16 protein-coding genes and 1 tRNA gene are annotated in these 19,350 nt (G+C 65.5%); 10 read left to right on the forward strand and 7 right to left on the reverse strand.

All coding sequences use genetic code 11. The features are described from left to right. Positions 1–17: 17 nt before the first annotated feature. From C7453_RS09895 to C7453_RS09920, 6 genes are all read left to right on the forward strand, one after another. Positions 18–2,285, forward strand: a complete 2,268-nt coding sequence (locus C7453_RS09895) for a TonB-dependent siderophore receptor (protein WP_114727391.1) — start codon at positions 18–20, stop codon at positions 2,283–2,285. Next, on the forward strand, positions 2,282–2,566 hold the full coding sequence (locus tag C7453_RS09900) for a hypothetical protein (protein WP_114727392.1): 285 nt from the start codon (positions 2,282–2,284) through the stop codon (positions 2,564–2,566). Before C7453_RS09895 ends, C7453_RS09900 begins: the two co-directional genes overlap by 4 nt. Next, positions 2,563–2,859, forward strand: coding sequence for a hypothetical protein (locus C7453_RS09905; protein ID WP_114727393.1), 297 nt, complete (start codon positions 2,563–2,565; stop codon positions 2,857–2,859). The genes C7453_RS09900 and C7453_RS09905 overlap by 4 nt, the downstream gene beginning before the upstream one ends. Further along, a complete protein-coding gene (locus tag C7453_RS09910) occupies positions 2,856–4,418 on the forward strand; it encodes a PepSY-associated TM helix domain-containing protein (protein WP_114727394.1) in 1,563 nt (520 codons plus the stop codon). Before C7453_RS09905 ends, C7453_RS09910 begins: the two co-directional genes overlap by 4 nt. 65 nt (positions 4,419–4,483) lie before the next feature. Next, on the forward strand, positions 4,484–4,903 hold the full coding sequence (locus tag C7453_RS09915) for a VOC family protein (protein ID WP_114727395.1): 420 nt from the start codon (positions 4,484–4,486) through the stop codon (positions 4,901–4,903). 243 nt (positions 4,904–5,146) lie between these two features. Next, entirely contained in the window at positions 5,147–7,345 is a 2,199-nt protein-coding gene (locus C7453_RS09920; protein WP_174787946.1) for a TonB-dependent receptor, read from the forward strand. Between the two features lie 60 nt (positions 7,346–7,405). On the opposite strand, the gene dgoD is transcribed toward C7453_RS09920, so the two are convergent. The 5 genes from dgoD to C7453_RS09945 all read right to left on the reverse strand — a co-directional run bounded on the left by dgoD (position 7,406) and on the right by C7453_RS09945 (position 12,304). Then, positions 7,406–8,554, reverse strand: a complete 1,149-nt coding sequence (dgoD, locus tag C7453_RS09925) for a galactonate dehydratase (protein ID WP_114727396.1) — start codon at positions 8,552–8,554, stop codon at positions 7,406–7,408. Between the two features lie 160 nt (positions 8,555–8,714). Further along, positions 8,715–9,884, reverse strand: a complete 1,170-nt coding sequence (locus C7453_RS09930; RefSeq protein ID WP_211311046.1) for an MFS transporter — start codon at positions 9,882–9,884, stop codon at positions 8,715–8,717. A gap of 64 nt (positions 9,885–9,948) precedes the next feature. After that, positions 9,949–10,569, reverse strand: coding sequence for a 2-dehydro-3-deoxy-6-phosphogalactonate aldolase (locus C7453_RS09935; RefSeq protein ID WP_114727397.1), 621 nt, complete (start codon positions 10,567–10,569; stop codon positions 9,949–9,951). Next, positions 10,566–11,501, reverse strand: a complete 936-nt coding sequence (locus C7453_RS09940) for a 2-dehydro-3-deoxygalactonokinase (RefSeq protein WP_114727398.1) — start codon at positions 11,499–11,501, stop codon at positions 10,566–10,568. The genes C7453_RS09935 and C7453_RS09940 overlap by 4 nt, the downstream gene beginning before the upstream one ends. Then, positions 11,498–12,304 (reverse strand): IclR family transcriptional regulator, encoded by an 807-nt coding sequence (locus tag C7453_RS09945; RefSeq protein ID WP_114727399.1) that lies wholly within the window; start codon positions 12,302–12,304, stop codon positions 11,498–11,500. The genes C7453_RS09940 and C7453_RS09945 overlap by 4 nt, the downstream gene beginning before the upstream one ends. A gap of 364 nt (positions 12,305–12,668) precedes the next feature. On the opposite strand from C7453_RS09945, the gene C7453_RS09950 reads away from it, so the two are divergent. After that, positions 12,669–14,234, forward strand: coding sequence for a carbohydrate porin (locus C7453_RS09950; RefSeq protein WP_114727400.1), 1,566 nt, complete (start codon positions 12,669–12,671; stop codon positions 14,232–14,234). Between the two features lie 65 nt (positions 14,235–14,299). Here the strand turns inward: C7453_RS09950 and C7453_RS09955 are convergent. Further along, a tRNA-Arg gene (locus C7453_RS09955) sits at positions 14,300–14,376 on the reverse strand. Positions 14,377–14,428: 52 nt separating this feature from the next. Beyond that, positions 14,429–15,511: an alpha/beta fold hydrolase gene (locus C7453_RS09960; RefSeq protein WP_114727401.1), complete on the reverse strand. Its 1,083-nt coding sequence runs from the start codon at positions 15,509–15,511 to the stop codon at positions 14,429–14,431. Between the two features lie 58 nt (positions 15,512–15,569). Here C7453_RS09960 and C7453_RS09965 point away from each other — a divergent pair, with 58 nt between their 5' ends. From C7453_RS09965 to C7453_RS09975, 3 genes are read left to right on the forward strand one after another with little or no spacing between them, the layout of a single operon-like run. Beyond that, entirely contained in the window at positions 15,570–15,800 is a 231-nt protein-coding gene (locus C7453_RS09965; protein ID WP_114727402.1) for a zinc-finger domain-containing protein, read from the forward strand. Positions 15,801–15,811: 11 nt separating this feature from the next. Then, complete coding sequence (polA, locus tag C7453_RS09970; RefSeq protein WP_114727403.1) at positions 15,812–18,640, forward strand: DNA polymerase I; 2,829 nt, start codon at positions 15,812–15,814, stop codon at positions 18,638–18,640. Next, the gene (locus C7453_RS09975; protein ID WP_114727404.1) at positions 18,640–19,251 is read left to right on the forward strand and encodes an SCO family protein; all 612 of its coding nucleotides are present in this window, start codon (positions 18,640–18,642) and stop codon (positions 19,249–19,251) included. Before polA ends, C7453_RS09975 begins: the two co-directional genes overlap by 1 nt. Positions 19,252–19,350 lie beyond the last annotated feature (99 nt).

Below are 19,350 nucleotides of genomic sequence, written 5' to 3' on the forward strand. Positions count from 1 at the left end.
GTCGCGGAAAGGGGCCGATGAGACAGTCAGTTCGTTTGGCGGGCATTGCCGCCCCCGTTGTGCTCATGGCGTCGTTTGGCGTGCCGGCTGTGGCGGCCGCGCCGGAACCGGATGTCGTTCAGGACAAGACGGCGAAAGGAAAGCCGGATGGCAAGGGCGGCAAGGAGGAAGTGATTGTGGTGACCGCGACAGGGCTGTCGCACGCCACGTCTTCGACCAAGACGCGGACGCCGATCATCGAATCTCCGCAGACCATTTCCATCGTCAGTCGCGAGGAAATCGAATTGCGGGCCTCGCCGACCGTGGCGGATGCGCTGGCCTATACTGCCGGCGTGCAGGCTGAGCCGAGCGGTATCGACAGCCGTGTCGATGAAGTATCGGTGCGCGGTTTCGGTGCTGGTGGATTTTCCTCGAACAACAATTTCGTCGATGGATTGCGCCTGCCATCCGGCGGGCAGTGGACGCGGACATCGTTCGATCCGTTCGCGTTGCAGCAGATCGAAGTGCTCAAGGGGCCGTCGGGTGCTCTATACGGGCAGACGGCACCGGGGGGCATCGTCAATCTGACGACCAAGCGGCCGACCGAGCAGAGCCATGGCGAGTTCTTCCTGCAGAGCGCGGGCTTTACCGATCTGGGGAACTGGCAGGGGCAGGCTTCGGGCGACGTGTCGGGCAAGCTGACCAAGGACGGAGCCGTGTCGGGGCGCATCGTGGCGGTGGCGCGCTATGGCGGGACACAGGTGAATGACGTGTCGATCGGGCGCTATTACGTGTCGCCCAGCCTGACCTGGAAATTCGCGCCGCACTCGTCCTGGACGCTGCTGGGGCAGTATCAGCGCGATGCCGGTGGGTCCACGTTCCAGTTCCTACCGAAGACGGGCACCCTTGTTGCGTCGAAAGGACGCCGTATCGCCAATGATGCGAATATCGGTGAGCCGGACTGGGACACGTTCGACCGTACCCAGGCATTGGCCGGTTCGTTTCTCGAACACCGTTTCAGCCGCTTCCTGACGGTGCGGAACAATCTGCGCTATACCTATCTCGACAATCTCTATCGCGCGACGGTGCTCTCCGGTGACACGCTGGCGGCTTGCCCGCCCACGCTCAGGGGGTGTGTGCCTGGGGAAACGGTCAACCGCCGTGCGGTGGAAGGGCGGGGCCGCTCGCAGGGCGTTGCGATGGATACCCAGGTCGAGGGGCATGTCAGCACCGGCCCCGTGCAGCATACGCTGCTGGCGGGGACGGACTATTTCTATACCAGTTGGGAGAGCTCGCGCGATCTGGTGAATTCGGCGCTGGTATTGCCCATGCTCGATATCTTCGATCCGGTCTCGCGCGGGTCGGCGGGCTATGGGAGCGCGTTGAGCCCGCAGGTCTATAGTGCGACGAAGTCGACCCAGAAGGGCGTGTATTTTCAGGACCAGCTCAAATATGAGCGGTTGCGGGTGACGATCGGCGGGCGGCAGGACTGGGCGGAGGACGATACGCTCAACATCCTGACCAAGAAACGCTATGTCACGGATTCCAATAAATTTACCTGGCGTGCGGGGGCGGTTTATCTGCTGGATTTCGGGCTGGCGCCTTATTTCAGCTACGCGACCTCGTTCCTGCCGCTGGTGTCCGACCCGTCCACCTCGCTGGACGGCAAGCCGTTCAAGCCGACGACCGGCGACCAGTACGAGGCCGGGCTGCGCTATCAGTATGGCAAATCCATCTATGTGACGTTTGGTGGTTACCAGATCACCCAGCAGAACATGACGACGGTTTCCCCCGGTGGGGAACAATGCGGCACGACGACCTGTCTGGTGCAGACCAGCGAAGGCCGCGTCCGGGGGCTGGAACTGGAAGGCCGCGCCACCCTGCCGTGGGACATGACGGTGATCTTTACCGGTACCCGCAGCGATGCCAAGGTCACGAAATCGAACACGGCTTTGCAGGTCGGCAATTATCTGCCACAGGCGCCGAAATGGATGGCATCGCTGTTCGTGGACCAGCGCGTGCGTTCGGGCATGTTCCGTGGCGCGGGTGTCGGGGGTGGTGTCCGCTATACCGGCCACAGCTATGGCGACACGGCGAATACGCTGTCGATTCCGGGCTATACGTTGTTCGACATGTTCCTGCGTTACGATTTCGGCGCCGCGCATCCGCGTTATGACGGGCTGTCGTTCTCGGTCAATATGCGCAATATCGCCAACAAGCGGTTCGTCGCGACCTGCACCGCCGTGTCGGCCTGCTATTACGGGCAGGGACGCAGCCTGACCATGCGTCTGGAATATCGCTGGTGACGGCTTCGGTCTTCTTCCTCGCGGTGGGAAGTGGGGCGTCGGTTCTGTGCGGGCTGCTGTCCTATCTCGCATCGCGGCACCAGCGCCTGCTGGTTGTCCGGCCTGCAGCGGGGCCGTGCCTGATGGGTGCGGCCGTCGCGGCCTGCGTGGCGCTGGCCAGCCTGTTGCAGGTCCGGGGACCGGCGACGGCTGTTTTCATGGTCGTGCTGTTGCTGATGGCGGTCTGGAGCATCGTGCCGGCGGCGACCGCGTTCTACAGGCAGCAGGGGATGCGGCGATGAGGCGCGCGCGCCTGGATAATCGCCAGTGGGTGGCCAAACTGGCGGCCGGGATCGTGCCGGGCTGCGCGCTGGCCCTCGGGGTCATGGCCGTGGTCGGGGGGCTGTGCCACACGACGGGCAGCCCGATGACGCTGTCCGCGCAGTTGCTGCTGTGGTTGGCCGGACTGCTTTGGGCGGTGATCCTGTCCGCCTGTTTCCTGTTTCGCTCCGGGAGCCGGGCCTGGGGTGTGCTGGGGGGCGGGGCCGTGGCGTTCTGGCTGCTGTTCGCCCTTCTGAAGAGCGTGTTTCCATGAAGATCCGTTCCGATATCGTCGCGGTTTATCGCGAGGTTCATAGCTGGGCGGGGATTCTCGCGGGGCTGTTTCTCTTCATCGCTTTTTATGCCGGTGCCATCAGCATGTTCGAGCAGCCGATTCAGGCGTGGCTGACGCCGCCGGCGGGCCTGCCCGCGCCGGTGCCGCTCGACCGGACGCCGGAGCTGATGGAAAAGACCTTTGCCGCGTTTCCCGAGGCACGCGCGCATTATACGGTCGTTCTGGCGCCCGATGCGACGCAAGCGGGGCGGCTGATCTGGCCCAAGGGCGGCGGCGGCCATGGGCATGGGCCGGCCGTCAGTGTCGCGGCGGCTCTGGCACCGGACGGGGGCGTGGTGACGATGACGCAGGCGCCCTCCGAGGCAGCGCATTTCATCGACGAACTGCATCAGAAAATCGGCCTGCCGCTGCCGCATGATGTGGCGATGCCGATCATGGGAGTGGTCGCGCTGGTCTATGCGGTGGCCCTGGTGTCTGGGGTGATCGCGTTTCTGCCGGCGCTGACGCGCACGCTGTTTGCGGTACGGCTGGAGGGCGGGAAGGCGCGTGCGTGGCTCGACCTGCATAATCTGTTCGGGTTCTTTTCGCTGCCCTTTCACATCGTCATGGCGGTCACGTCTGTCGTTTTCGCTTTCCACGAACAGATCTTCGCCGTTCAGGGGCATCTTTTCCATCAGGACAGAGTGCAGCATGTCGCGCGGATGGCGCGTGGGCCGGAAGCAGGCACACCCCACGCGGTAGCGCCTCTGGCTCCGGTTGAACTGGTCGCGGCGCTGGCGCGGCAGGCGCCGGGATTCGTGCCCGATACGCTCGATTACGCCATGCGGCCGATGGGGCCGGGCAGCCGGAAGCTGACGCTGCGCGTTGCCGGGCATGATGCGCGTTTCGGCCTGAGGGGGCCGGTCAGCGGCTTTGCCGGGCTCGATCCCTATACGGGTCGGGTGATTTCGGCGGACTACCTTCCCGGCCGGCAGTCGAACGGTTTTGCGACCGTGACCGCGTTCTTCTCGCTGCATTTCGGCAGTTATGGCGGGGCGCCCGTGCGCTTCGGGTATCTGGTGCTCGGGTTCGGCGGGGCGTTCCTGTTCTACACGGGCAACCGGCTGTGGATCATGGCCCGGCGGCGGTCCGAACGCCGGACGGGTATTGTCACGGACACGCGCGGTACATGGATCCTGTCGCGCCTGACGCTGGGCTGCACCACGGGATGCATGATCGGGGTGGCCGTCGTGCTCGCTGTCGCTGCGCTGTCGTCCGGGGCGCTGTCTTATGCCGTGTTGTCCTGGGTCTATTATGCAGTCTTCCTGGCCTGCGTGCTGGGCGCGTTCTGTCTGACGGCCCGGCTGGGGGCGCCGGTCCTGCTGCTGGGTACGGCCGCCGCCAATCTGGTCCTCGCCATGGTGGCCATGGGGCATGCGGCGCACGGGCTCGACATCTCCGGCGGCGTCGCGCTGACGGCCCTGCTGGTGGCCGGATGTGTCGCCGTGCCGGGGGTGCGCGGCATGACGGGGGGCAGAACCGCGCACGCTGCGGATTGAGATGCGGGGTTCCTGTGGGGCCGTTAAGCTGATGCTTCGATGAAGACCCCGCAACAGGACGAACCATGGCCCCGGCAATCAGCGGACTGAATCATATTACCCTTGCGGTGACGGATCTGGATCGTTCCATGGCCTTCTATCGCGACATGCTTGGCTGCGTGCTCCGCGCGCAATGGCCTGATGGTGCCTATCTCGAAGCCGGTTCGCTATGGCTCTGCCTGGCCCGTGAGGATGAAAGAGGGCAGAGGCCCCGGCCGGATTACACGCATATCGCTTTCAGCGTATCCGATGAGGATTATCCCGTATTGGCGGAGCGGCTGCGTGCTTCATGCACGCTGTGGCGGCAGAACCGGAGCGAGGGGGATTCGACGTATTTTCTCGATCCTGACGGGCACAGGCTGGAAGTGCATGTTGGGTCTCTGGATTCGAGGCTGGCGTATTATCGGGCTCATCCGGAGAAGGGCGTGATGGTTTTCGCCGCCTGAGGTGGTGGCTGGCGAATGTCCGCATGGGGGCGGAATGGCTGTTGCCCTGCTCCGCCTGATCGGTCATAGCCCGCACCATATGCAGATGTTCAATTTTATATGCCGAGGCGCCGCATGATCACACGCACCAGCAGGTTTCGGGTTGGCGGATCGCTGTGGGCCTCGGGCGTTTCCATCGGGGCATGCGTGGTGGCGCTCCTTTCTGCCACATCCGCGCAGGCTGCGCCTGTCGAGGCGGCCGCGATGCCGGAGAGCGGCCGCAAGCCTGTCATAGCCGCGAGGCAACCCCTACCCGCGCCGACGGCGCCCGAGGCCGTCGAGGTCAGCGGGATTCGGCGCGCCTTCACCCATGGCGCCGCCCAGCATCTGCCGGACGCCGATACGCGCCTGACGGCGGAGCGGTTGACCGAGCGCGGGGTCGTGGATCTGCGCGGGCTGGAATATGTGGCGCCGAACCTGACGGTGCAGACCATCAACGGCACGGCTTCGACCAATTTCTATCTGCGTGGCCTGGGCTTCAACGACTTTACCCAGAACAATATGGGGCCGGTCGTGACCTATGTGGACGACGTGGCCTTCCCCTATTCGACCATGGCTTCGGGGCTGATGTTCGACATGGCGGATGTGACCGTTACCCCCGGCCCGGTGGGCACCGAGCATGGCCAGTCGACCACCGGCGGTGAGGTGAAGCTGCGGACGAACGACCCCACCGATACGTTCCATTATGGCGCGAGCGAGGACATTGCCTCCTACGCCCGCAGCCGCAGCGATGCCTATGTCTCGGGGCCGATCGCGCATGGCCTGAGCTTCCGCCTTGCGGGGCAGGTGCGTCAGGGGGGCGGATGGCAGACCAATCCGCTGAACGGCGCGCATCTGGGCGATGCCGATAGCTGGGCGCTGCGGGCCAAGCTGAAATGGACCCCCGACGCACGGACGACGGTGATGTTCTCGGGCCATGTGGTGCGCGACCAGAGCGAGGTGGTGGGCGGTGTGCCCGTCGCCCGCCTGATCGGCTCGGCGCCTATCCCGCATCTGGGCTGGACGCAGACGGAATGGTCGGCGAAGGACGCCTTTACCGATGTGATCGGGCGCCGGCACGGGTTGAAGCCCAGCGAGAATAACTGGTTCTGGGGCGCGGACTTGCATATCGCGCATGATTTCGGCCCAGTGACCGTGACGGCGATCAGCGCCTTCGAGACCGAGCGCGAAGCCGAGTTCACCGACCAGGATGCGACGGCGGCGGCCCAGGCGGATGCCTATCGCACCATCGCGGCCAACAGCTTTACGCAGGAAGTGCGGCTGGCGAACAGCCGTGGCGGCGACAGGCTGCAATGGGTGGTCGGCGCCTATTACCAGCGTTCGCGGATGAATCAGGCCTTTCCGTTCGACTATACGGATTACCTGCCGGCCCGCGGCTATATGCAGGTCTCCACCTTCGGGTTGAATCAGGAGGCCACGTCGCAGTTCGGCCATGTCAGCTATCGGCTGCCGCGCAATGTGACGCTGTTTGTGGGGCTGCTGCATGAAATCGACGACCGGGGGATTACCGGACTGACGTCGCGGATCTATGGCGGGCGCACGCTGAATTTCCACGGCGAGAACACGGCGGCGGCGCAGTTTGCCGGGCAGGTGGGGGTGTCGTGGCAGGCGACGAAGAATGTCCTGCTCTATTACAAGATGAGCAAGGGCTTCAAAGCGGGGGGCTTCACCGCCAATAACACGCAGGTCCAGGCGCAGCTCGACCCTTTCAGGCCTGAAACCGTGCTGACCTATGAACTGGGGCTGAAGAGCGACCCGATTCCCAACGTGCTGCGGGTCAACGCTGCTGCGTTCTACAACGATTTTCACAATCAGCAGATTCTCGGCACGATCCTGATCCCGAATTACGGGCCGTTGAGCCAGTTGACCAATGTGCCGAAATCAGAAAGCTGGGGCTTCGAGGGCACGATCGACCTGCATCCGGTCCGCCATGTGTTCGTTACCCAGAATATCGGCTGGCAGCGCGGGAATTTCCAGAATTTCCCCACCGTCAATCGCGCGAAGACCAACGCCTACTATGCGCGGACGGGCGAGTGGAAGGCGATCAACGATAATTTTTCGGGCGTGGATAACGGGCAGCCGAAACTGACGCTGAACGGGCAACTCGACTGGCGCCAGGCCGTCAGCCACGATTACGCGGTCGAGTTCGGGCCTAACTGGGTCTATCGCGGCGCGCAGGCCATGACGCCGGGCGGGACGGGCTTCTATCGCCTGCCGCCCTATTTTCTGCTGGGCGCGCATGTCACGCTGCGACCGGCGTCGGATCGCTGGCAGGTGACGGTCTATGCGTCGAACATCCTGAACCGGCAGTATTTTACCTCCGGCGGACAGGCGACGACGACGTATCTCTACATTCCCGGTTCACCGCGTTTCATCGGCGGTCGGGTGTCCTGCGGGTTCTGAGAGCATGATGGGACAGGTGCGCCGGGATAGCCGGCCCACCTGTCCAATGCCGTGCGGCTGTCACCACTCCGCGAAGCTGCCGTCCGCGTGGCGCCAGACCGGGTTGCGCCAGCGATGCCCGTCGGCCGCCCGCGCACGCACATAATCCTCGTTGATTTCCACCCCCAGGCCCGGCGCGTCGGGGATGGCGACGTGGCCGTCCTTGTAGGCGAAGATTTCGGGATTGGTGATGTAGTCCAGCAGGTCGTTGCCACGATTGTAATGAATGCCCAGCGACTGTTCCTGGATAAAGGCATTGTAGCAGACGGCATCGAGTTGCAGGTTGGCCGCCAGGGCGATGGGGCCGAGCGGACAGTGCAGCGCCAGCGCGACATCGTAGGCTTCCGCCATGTTGGCGATCTTGCGCGTTTCGGTGATGCCGCCGGCGTGGGAGGGGTCCGGCTGGATGATGTCCACATGGCCGTCGGCCAGGATCTTCTTGAAGTCCCAGCGGGAATACAGGCGCTCGCCCAATGCGATGGGCGTGGAGCAGTGGCGGGTGATCTCTTCCAGGGCCTCGGCATGTTCGCTCAGGACCGGTTCCTCGATGAACATCAGGCGGAACGGGTCCAGTTCGCGGGCCAGGATCTTGGCCATCGGCCGGTGGACGCGGCCGTGGAAATCGACCCCGATCCCGAAATCCGGCCCCATTGCCTCGCGGATGGCCTGGACGCGGGCAAGCACCGCGTCCACCTTGGCGTGGCTGTCGACGAACTGCATTTCCTCCGTGCCGTTCATCTTCACGGCCGTAAAACCGCGGCTGCCGACGTCCCGCGCCATCGCCGCCGTGTCGGCCGGCCGATCGCCGCCGATCCAGGAATAGACGCGGATGCGGTCGCGCAGCTTGCCGCCGAGCAATTGATGCACTGGCACGCCCAGAGCGCGGCCCTTGATGTCCCACAGAGCCTGGTCGATGCCGGCGATGGCGCTCATATGCTGGCCACCGCCGCGATAGAAGCCGCCGCGATACATCACCGTCCAATGATCCTCGATCAGGAATGGATCGCGGCCGATGAGGTAATCGGACAATTCGTCGACAGCGGCGGCGACGGTATGGGCGCGCCCTTCCAGCACCGGCTCGCCCCAGCCGGAAATGCCTTCATCGGTTTCGATCTTCAGAAAGCACCAGCGCGGCGGCACGATGAAAGTGGTGAGTTTGGTGATCTTCATGAGCGGACCCTCTGTTCCATGATGGGGGACACTGGTGTGGGCGTCGGGTGGCGTGGCCGGCCGGCGGCTTTCAGGCCCACCAGGCCGCCGGTAGCCAGGGCGGCGGCGATCAGCAGCATGCCGGAGTCGTAGCTGCCGGTTGCATCCCTGATCCGGCCGATCAGGGGGGCAGGCCCATGCCGGCGAACTGCGCCATGGCATTGATCAGCCCGATGCCGGCGGCCGATGCCGCGCCGGAAAGCTGGCCGGCGGTAGCGGCCCAGAAGACGGGCGTGGCGGCCCAGTTCAGCCCCACGGCCGCGATCAGCAGCCCATACGCGGCGACGGATGCGCCTGTCCGTGCCACCAGGATGCTGCCCGCCAGCAGCAGGCCGGACAGGAGAAGTGGCAGGCCCAGATGCAGCGCGCGTTCGCCGGTATGATCGGAATGACGGCCGTTGGCGTACATCAGGATGCAGGCCAGCAGGAACGGCAGAGCCGAGAGCAGGCCGACCAGAAGCGTGTCGCCGCCCGACATGCTCTTGATCAGGAGCGGCATGAACAACGTGACGCCGATCGTGCCGAATGCCTGCAACAGCCATACCATGGCCAGGGCCCATACCCGCCCGCTGCGCAGGGCCGGGCGCCAGTCGTGGGAATGCTCCGGGCCCTGCTGGGCATGGTCGGCCGCAAGCGTCCTGGCCAGCCATGTCTTTTCCTCGGGAGACAGGAACGTGCCCGTGGCCGGGCTGTCCGGCAGACAGACCAGGACCAGCGCACCAAGCAGAACGGCCGGCAGGCCCTCGATCATGAACAGCCAGCGCCATCCGGCAATGTTTCCCACGCCGTCGAGCTTCATCAGCAGCCCGGAGACCGGCAGGCCGATGACCGAGGCAAGGGCCGCGCCGATATAGAAGAACGACATCGCACGCCCCCGCTCGCGGGCCGGATACCACAGCGAGAGGTAATAGATGACACCGGGGGTGAAGCCAGCTTCGGCCGCGCCGAGCAGCAGGCGGACCCCGTAGAGCTGCCAGTGGCTGTTGACGAAGCCGAGCAGGACGGCGACGACACCCCACGAGAGCATGATGCGGGCGATCCAGCGCCGTGCGCCGAACCGCACGAGGGCCAGATTGCTGGGGATTTCGAAAATCGTATAGGTAATGAAGAATAATCCGGCGGCGATGCCGTACATTTCCGCGGTCATCTTCAGGTCCGCGCTCATTGCCAGCGCCGCGATCGAGATGTTCGAGCGGTCGATATAGGCGGCGAAGTAGCACAGCATCAGGAAGGGTAGCAGCCGCCAGGAAATGCGCCGGATCGTGTCCGCGCGCTGTCTTTCATCAAACATGGGCGTGTATCCCGCAGGCGCCGTTTTCCGGCGCGTTCTTGTTGTTGTTTTCTGGTGGGGAGGATTATTCGAGCGCGGCCCACGCATCGGCGAAGGCGCGCGCGCGGTCGGTAACCTGGCCTGCGCTGTCGCCGGGGCGATAGAGGGCCGAGCCGAGGCCGAACCCCGCCGCACCGGCCGCGACATAGGGCGCCATGGTCTCGGGCGTGATGCCGCCGACGGGCAGGAAGCGTGTGCGCTGCGGAAAGACGCTGCACCATGCCTTGAGGACCGCCGGCGGCATGGACTCGGCAGGAAACAGCTTCAGCGCGTCGGCACCATGGCGCAGGGCGGCAAAGCCTTCGGTAGGGGTGGCGACGCCCGGCGTGCAGACCATGCCGGCGGCTTTGGCGGCCTGGATGACCTGCGGGTCGCTGTGCGGCATCACTACCAGCCGGCCGCCGGCTTCGGCCAGCCGGTCGATTTGTTCCGGTGCGGTCACGGTGCCGGCGCCGACCAGGATGTCCGGCCCCAGTTCGGCAGCGAGGCGGCGGATACTGTCGAAGGGCTCGGGCGAGTTGAGCGGCACCTCGATGATGGCAAAGCCGGCGGTGACGAGCGCCTGGCCGATCGGTACCACCTCGTCGGGCCGCACGCCGCGCAGGATGGCGACCAGGGGGAAACGGTCGAGGAAGCGCTGGATCATGGCATGGTCTCCTGGACGGGTTCGGGGATGACCAGTCCGGCCTGGCAGGCGATGCGCCACAGGCCGGCTTCGGCCGCGCCTTCGATGGCGGGGACATCGGTGATGCCGAAATGGCTGAGGGCGCAACGGTAACGGGCGCAGAGCGCCGCATCGCCGATAAGGGCCAGCCGACCGGCCCCCTGGCCGGCGGCCAGTGCGCTGCGGATCTCGTCGCCGATCAGCAGGCCGGACAGATAGGGCAGGCTGGCGGCCGCCGGCAGCGTGCTCAGCAGCACCTGCGCGCGTGCCGAGAACAGGAGCGCCGCAAGTCCGTCGCCGTCGCGGGCGGTCATGACGCCCGCGTCGAAGCCGCTCTCGTCGGGGGGCAGGTCGCCTTGCAGGCGCCCCAGGATGGAATGGCCGCACAGTACTGCGAAGAGTTCGCCCGTCATGAAGGTGGTGAAGGCGGCGATGCGCCCGTCTGCGAGAACGGCCCATTTGCTATGGGTGCCGGGCAGCAGCAGCCGGCCGCAGGCCAGGCCGGGATCAATCGTCAGCGCGCCGATGATCTGTGTTTCCTCGCCGCGCATGACTTCGGCGCGCGGTGTGTCCATCGCCAGGCCGGGCACGATGTGCAGCACGCCGCCATCGCCGGAGGGAACGCTGATCAGGCTCTCGGCCATTTCGGCGGCACCGGCGGCGTTGCGGCGATAGGGGGCCTGGGCCCATCCTTGCGCGCTGCCGATCATGCCGGCGGCGATGGCAGGCAGATGCGGCCACCGCCTCCGCCATGCTCCGGCGATCTGTGCGAAGGAGGCTGCGAAACCATCATGCGGCGTCTGCATGATTCCCAACCGTTCGGCCCGGCGTTCCAGCACCGTGCCGTTGGCCCCCAGCAGGAATGCGCGCAGCGAGGACGTGCCCCAGTCGAGCGCGATCAGACGGGGTGTCATGCGAAGGCCCTCCGCCGGGGCAGCCAGCCCAGTTCGCGCGAGATGGCCTGCGCGGTGGCGACCACGGCGGGGGCCAGTTCGTGCATGCGCGTCTCGGACATATAAACCGTGGCGCTGGCGACGCTGACGGCGGCGATCACCGTGCCGGTCGCGTCACGGATGGCGGCGGCCACGCATCGAATACCGGGCTCGTTCTCCTCGAAATCGAAGGCGCAGGCTGCAAGGCCGGACTGGCGCAGCCCTGAGCGATATTCAGGCCAGGCGGGCAGCCGTGCGTTGGGCGTGGCCGGATGGCTGAGAGCCGCATCGTAAAGCGTCCGCCACTCGGCTTCCGGCAGATCCAGCATCAGTGCCTTGCCCAGACCGGTGGAGGCGATCGGCATGCGTTTGCCCACGCGCGACCGCATTTCCAGGCCGCGCTGCCCGGCAATCTTGTCCAGATACAGCACTTCGATGCCTTCGCGGATGCCCAGATGCACGGTGTCGCGGGTGGTGGTGCCCAGGGCATCGAGATGTGGGCGGGCTACGGCCACCACCGGCAGGGTGTCGCGGGCCAGAAAACCCATTTCCACCAGGCGGGGACCCAGAATGAACGTCTGGCCGCCACCGCTGGACGGTGCGCGCAGATAGCCCGCCTGCACCAGGGCACTGGCCAGCCGGTGGGTAGTACTGCGGCTGCATCCGATGGTGGCGGCGATGTCGGTCAATGTGCGATGGCCCGCCGCCACGGCCTCGATCACTGCCAGGCCGCGCGTCAGGGTCTGTGTCCCGGCGGGAAAGGCGACGCTATCGGTTCCTGTCATGTCCGTGTTCTTCCGTCTGCTTGCCGGCACCATGAGGCGGGTGATGGGGTGTCGTCAATATTTTGGAACAACATCTCATATAGTGGGATACGTTGGTTGATCAGCCGATGGGTTTGCTTCTATCGATACGGAAGACTGCGCAGCATCCTGGAAATTTATCCCGGTATTTCGGGACAAGTTCCGGATGCGAGACGGGGTTCAATATCAAGAGCGTCATATGAGGCGTCACATGCGTAACCAGAGAAACAGAGATCGTTCGCGGAATCGGTGGCGGGACGGGAGTCTTCGCCGGCGCTAGCGGTTGCGGCACGCCGGCAGGACGGCGTGCCCGGCTTGAGCTGTTCTGTGAAAGCGGATCTTTTTCATGAAAATTCACGATGTATCGCGGACCTTACTGTCCGCCATGGCCCTGCTGTGTCTTCAGAACATGCCTGCCTGGGCCGGGCCGGAGTCTCTTGGGACGCATGCTGCGCCGCCTGTCGTTTCTCCTGCCTCCAAACCGGCCGGCAAGGCCAGCACGCGCGTGATTGTGAACAATGGGGCGGTCGTGCGTTCTTCAGCAATCCTGCCCGCCGATAACCTGCATGTGGCGTCGGCCGACGACATGCCTTCGTCGACGCGACAGCGCGAAAACCTGGGCGTGAACGCATCCGCCCTGGGGTCGACCTGGTCGGAAGTGCGTGTCGTGCCGAAACTGGACCGGTTGCTGGGTGCGATGGGTGGCTGGCGGCAGCGCCTGTCGGATGCCGGTTTCGATTTCACCTTGAGCTATCTGGCGGAGACCGTCGGCAATGTGGCGGGCGGGCGTCGGAGAGGGGTGGATTATTCGCACCAGATCGTCATGGGAACCGATTTTGATCTTGAAAAGATGATGGGTGCAAAAGGGCTTTCGTTCCACATGCTGGGCGTCCAGCGCGCGGGCCGGAGTGTTGCGACCGATTATCTGGGGGTGACGGGCCTGACCCAGCCGCAGGAGGATTACGGGGTCGGTGGCAATGTGCTGTACAAACTGGTCTATATCTATCTTGAGCAGAAGCTGTTCGGTGGAAAGCTGCTGGTGGATGTCGGCCACATGCCGGCCAATCTCAAGTTCGGAACATCGTATTTCGCGTGCTATGCGCTCAATAACGTGACATGCGCGCACCCCACGGCATTGTCGGCCGGTACGAAATGGCGGTCCTGGCCTTTTTCGCAATGGGGCATGATGGCACGGCTCAATCCCGGTCGGCACCTCTATGCGCAGGCTGGATTCTTCGAAGCATCGGCAACCGAAGGAGGGCGGGCGGGATTCAATTTCTCGTTTGCGCCTCTTGGCTATGTCATTCCGATGGAACTGGGGTGGGAACCCTCGCTCGGGCGCGATCGGCTGACCGGCCATTACAAGCTCGGCGGATATATCGACACGTCCGATCATCCCGATCCCTTCACCGCGCAGGACGGCACGCCGATTCTGCTCTCTCACCGGCCGGCGCGGATCGAACGTCAGCGGGGGGCGTGGTATGTGGGGGCGGATCAGATGGTGCTGCGTTACGGCAAGGCGAAAGACCAGGGGCTCATTCTCTTCGGCATCGCCGGTTGGGATATGGGGGCATCGCTGCCCGCGCAGAGCCAGTATACGGTCGGCATCATCTCGCAGGGCATGTTTCCCGCCCGTGTGACGGATGCGATTTCCCTGTTCTGGTCATGGCAGAACGTCAATCGCAAGATCACACGACTGCAGGAAATGCAGGCGGACCTGGGCTACGAGACGCTGCATGGCGGTGTGCGGATGCCGCAGGCAAGCTTTCAGGTCGTGGAACTGACCTACACGGCCTTCCTGACCAGAGGGCTGAAGATCCTGCCGGATCTGCAATATGTCATTCATCCGGATGCGACGCGGACCTATCCGAATGCTCTGGAGGCCGGCTTCCGGCTTCTGGCGCAGTTCTGATCAGCGCGCACAGGGGGAAAAGCCCTGAGAGTGCAGGATCGAAAAAAAACGATTTTTCAGGGAGTTGGCGGACTCGAAAGGATTCGAACCTTCGACCTTCGCCTTCGGAGGGCGACGCTCTATCCAGCTGAGCTACGAGTCCAGTGACGCCTCCATACCCCGAACCGTTTCGGGATGCCAGCCCTTGTGGGCAATTATTTGCCGGCTTGGGCGTCCAGCGGTGCCAGAAACGGCGTTGGGGTATCGCTGCCATCATGGGGCAGCGCCTGCCATGCGGCGGCGGCGATGTCGCCGCCCGATGGAAGCGGGCGGTCGAGGTCGGTGATCCATTGGGCGATATCGGCGATCGTGGCCTGTCGACTGCGGCCGCGTAGGAGCAGGTGGTAGCCCTGCGGGATGAAGTCGCGCCGCACGTCGGGCGGCAGGTGGCGCCACAGGGCGGCCATGGCGGATGGGGGGACGAGCTGGTCGTGGCCGCCATAGATCACCAGTGCCGGGCCGCGCAGATGCGGGGCGGCGTCGGCTGCCTGGCGCATCAGCGCGGCCAGGCCGGCGATGGCGCGCATGCGCGTGGCGTGAAGGGTCAGCGGATCGAAATAGAGGCGGCGCATGGCCGACATGTCATCGCCCGCCACGACGTGGACGGGGAGTTCGTGGCCTGTCAGACGCCAGTCGGGTGCCGTGGCGGCCAGCAGGCGCAGCACGGTTTCGGGGCCCGTGCCCAGCTTCCACACCGCCGGGGCCAGCAGGATAGTGCCGGCGGTGGGTGGTGCGTCGGGGCGGGCCATCAGGCAGGTCACCACTGCGCCGCCCATGCTCTCGCCCAGCAGGTAAAGCGGCACGCCGGGATGGCGGCTGGCGATGATCAGGGCTTCGTCGCGCGCATCCGCGACCATGCGGTCGGTGCCTGCCCACAGGCCGCGATCCGGCATGCCGCCGAAGCCGCGCAGGTCGGGGGCGTAGAGGGTAATGCCCTGTGCCGCGAGCGCGGGGGCCGCGAATTCCCATGCGTCGCGGCTGTCGTCGAATCCATGCAGCGCCAGCATGACCGCCCGGACCCGTCCGCGTGCGGGCCAGATACGGGTGGGGATTGCGGTACCGTCGGGCAGGTGCAGGATGGTGTCGGGCGGCACCAGACGGCCATCCGCCGCCCAGGCGGCGGGCGGATGTGGCGGCGGCGGGTCCTGCATTGCGCAGCCTGCGAGCAGCAGGAGCGGGGCCAGATAGCGCAGGCGTGACAGGCGGAGGTTTGAAAGCACGGTGATCCTGCGTATCATCCCCCAACCATCATGACTACCGGCCGACAGGGCCATCATCACGAGGCGGAGCGAACATATGCAGGTCCAGACCCTTCCGGCCCAATCCGGCGATCCGGTCCCCCATCCGCGCCTCGGCCATGTCGAGACGGTGATCGTGCAGTCGCGCGTGCTGTCCTGTGACGGCGGGCTGGGTGCGCTGGGCCATCCGCGCGTGTGGCTGCGCATTGCCGGGCACCAGACTTTCTGCCCCTATTGCTCGCGCCTGTTCGTATTGAGCCCCGATGCCGGGGAAGACAGCGCGCACTGATCCGACCCACCATGTCCAGCGACGCCCCGATTCACCTGATCCTCGTTGACGGATCGGGGTTCATCTTCCGTGCCTTCCACGCCCTGCCGCCGATGACCGCGCCCGATGGCACGCCGGTCAACGCCGTGTTCGGCTTCACCAACATGCTGGCGCGGCTGCTGCGCGACCATGTGGGCACGCATCTCGCCGTCATTTTCGATGCGGGCCGGCTGACCTTCCGCAACGAACTCTATGACCAGTACAAGGCTCACCGGCCCGAGCCGCCCGAGGATCTGCGGCCGCAATTCGCCCTGGTGCGCGATGCGACCTCGGCCTTCGGCGTGCCGGGGATCGAGGAAGCGGGGTGGGAAGCCGACGATCTGATCGCGGCTTATGCCCGCCGTGTGACCGATGCGGGGGGGCGCTGCACCATCGTCTCGTCCGACAAGGACCTGATGCAGCTCATCCGTCCGGGTGTGGAGATGCAGGACCCGATCCGTCAGAAGCCGATCGGGCCGGCCGAAGTCGAGGCGAAGTTCGGCGTGACGCCCGACAAGGTGATCGACGTGCAGGCGCTGATCGGCGATTCGGTCGATAACGTGCCGGGCGTGCCGGGGATCGGACCCAAGACCGCCTCGGCGCTGATTGCGGAATATGGATCGCTGGATGCGATCCTGGCGGCCGCGCCCGCGATGAAGGCTTCGAAGCGGCGCGATAATCTGATCGAACATGCCGAGCGCGCGCGCCTGTCGCGTGAGCTGGTGACGTTGCGCGAGGACGCGCCGTGCCCGGTGCCGCTGGCGGAACTGGTCTGCCGCGAGCCCGATGACGCGGAACTGGGCGCATGGCTGGGCCGGATGGGTTTCCGCTCGCTGGTGCATCGGATGGGGCTGAAGCAGACGGCGGCGGCGGTTGGTGTCGCCAGCCATGCTGCTGCTCCGGCCGTGGCGGCGGCCGGTGCGGACGCCGTGCCGCTCGCAGCACCGGCCGCACCCGACCGGGCACCGTTCGGGCCTTATGAGACCATACGCACTGCCGAGGCGCTGGAAGCGTGGGTTGCGGAGGCGCGCCGGGTCGGGTTCTGCGCCGTCGATACCGAGACCGACGGGCTGGACCCCTTGCATGCCGGGCTGGTCGGGATCTCGCTGGCGGTGGCGCCGGGGCGCTCCTGCTACATTCCGCTGGCGCATGAGGGCGCGCCGGCGCAGGCGCAGCTTCTGCCCGAGGAGGGGGTGGAAGAGGACCCGGTCGGCGTTCAGATGCCGGTTGCCACCGCGCTGGACATTCTGGGTCCGCTCTTCATCGACCCATCGGTGCTGAAGATCTTCCAGAACGCCAAGTTCGACCTGCTGGTACTGACCCGTGCCGGTGCGCCGCAGCCGACGCCGATCGACGATACCATGCTGATTTCCTACGCCCAGTATGCCGGGCGGCATGGCCAGGGCATGGATGAGTTGTCGCGGCTGTATCTGGGCCACTCCCCGATCTCCTATGACGAGGTGACGGGGACCGGGCGCAACCGTGTTCCGTTCGCGCGGGTCGATGTGGCGCGGGCCACCGAATATGCGGCCGAGGATACGGATGTGACGCTGCGGCTGTGGCTGTCGCTGCACCCGACCCTGCGGCCCAATCGGGCGCTGGCGCTGTATGAGGAACTGGAGCGGCCGCTGGTGGCCGTGCTGGCGGATATGGAGCGGGCCGGCATCGCGGTGGACGTGACCGAACTGCGGCGCCTGTCGGCCGATTTCGCGGCGCGCATGGGTGAGATGGAGGTGGAGATCCACCGTCTGGCCGGCCGGTCGTTCAATGTCGGCTCGCCCAAGCAGTTGGGCGAGATCCTGTTCGACGAAATGGGTCTGGCTGGCGGCAAGCGGATGAAATCGGGCGCCTGGGGCACCGATTCCTCCGTCTTGCAGGATCTGGCTGACCAGGGGCATGACCTGCCGGGGCGCATTCTCGCCTGGCGGCAACTGGCCAAGCTGAAATCGACCTATGCCGATGCGCTGGTGAGCCAGGCCGATCCGGGGACGGAGCGGGTGCATACCTCGTTCCAGATGGCGATCACCTCGACGGGTCGCCTGTCGTCCAACGAGCCGAATCTGCAGAATATTCCCATCCGCACCGAGGAGGGCGGGCGCATCCGCCGCGCCTTTGTCGCGGCGCCGGGCCATGTGCTGCTGTCGGCGGATTATTCGCAGATCGAATTGCGGCTGCTGGCCCATGTGGCGAACATCCCCGCCCTGCGCGAGGCTTTTGCGCTGGGCCAGGATATCCATGCCCGTACGGCGTCCGAGGTCTTCGGCGTGCCGATCGAGGGGATGGACCCGCTGACGCGGCGGCGGGCCAAGGCGATCAATTTCGGCATCATCTACGGCATCAGCGCCTTCGGGCTGGGGCGGCAGCTCGGCATCCCGCCGGGCGAGGCGCGATCGTATATCGACGCCTATTTCGCCCGGTATCCCGAGATACGCGACTATATGGACCGGATGAAGGAAGAGGCGAAGGCGAACGGCTACGTCACCACCCCGTTCGGCCGGCGCTGCTGGGTGCCGGGCATCGGCGACCGCAACGCGGCCCGTCGGTCCTATGCCGAACGGCAGGCGATCAATGCGCCGTTGCAGGGCGGGGCGGCCGACATCATCAAGCGCGCGATGGTGCGCCTGCCGCGTGCGCTGGCCGATGCCGGGCTTGACGGACGGCTGCTGCTTCAGGTCCATGACGAACTTGTGTTCGAGGTACGGCAGGGCCAGGAGGGCGATCTGTCGGAACTCGTGAAACAGGTCATGGAATCCGCCGCCGATCTTTCTGTGAAGCTGGTGGTGGAAACCGGGACCGGAGCGAACTGGGCGGACGCACATTGATGCAGAAACGGGACAAGCGCCGGCTGGCGATCGGGGCGGTCATTACCGTGCTTTCGGCGGCAGGGGGCTATGCGGGCTACTGGGCGATGGACCGCGCCGGCCCGCTGCTTTCCACCCATGGCAACGAGATCGGCGGGTCGTTCCGGCTGGTCAGCGCGGCCGAGGGCGAGGTGTCGGACAGCAATTTCCGGGGCCGCTGGATGCTGGTCTATTTCGGCTACACGCACTGCCCCGACGAGCAATGCGGCGCGACGCTGCGGGCGATGGCCGGGGCGATGGACCTGCTGGGGCCGAAACATCGGTCCGTGGCGCCGCTGTTCATTTCGGTGGACCCGATGCGCGATACGGCCGAGGCGATGCGGGCTTATACGCTGCGCTTCGGGCCGCGCATCTTCGCCATGACCGGCGCACCGACCATGCTCAAGGCCGTGACCGCCGAATATCATGCGCCCTACGTGCGTCATGAAGGCAAGGATGGCGATTACAGCATGGAGCCGTCACCGCGCATCGTCATCATGTCGCCCGAAGGGCGCTATGCCGGCACGATCCAGTCCGATGCTTCGGCACAGGACATCGCGGACCGTCTGAACGGCCTGATGGCGGCGCAATAGGTGCGGGGGCGACGGTTCGGAGCCTGTCCGAAAATACGCTCTGGCGGCGATCCGACGCGCGTTTCCAGACAGGTCCTGAGCCCGCCTCTTCTGTTTGCC

It is taken from the genome of Gluconacetobacter liquefaciens (assembly GCF_003350405.1).
In the GTDB taxonomy this organism is placed as follows: Bacteria; Pseudomonadota; Alphaproteobacteria; order Acetobacterales; family Acetobacteraceae; genus Gluconacetobacter; species Gluconacetobacter liquefaciens.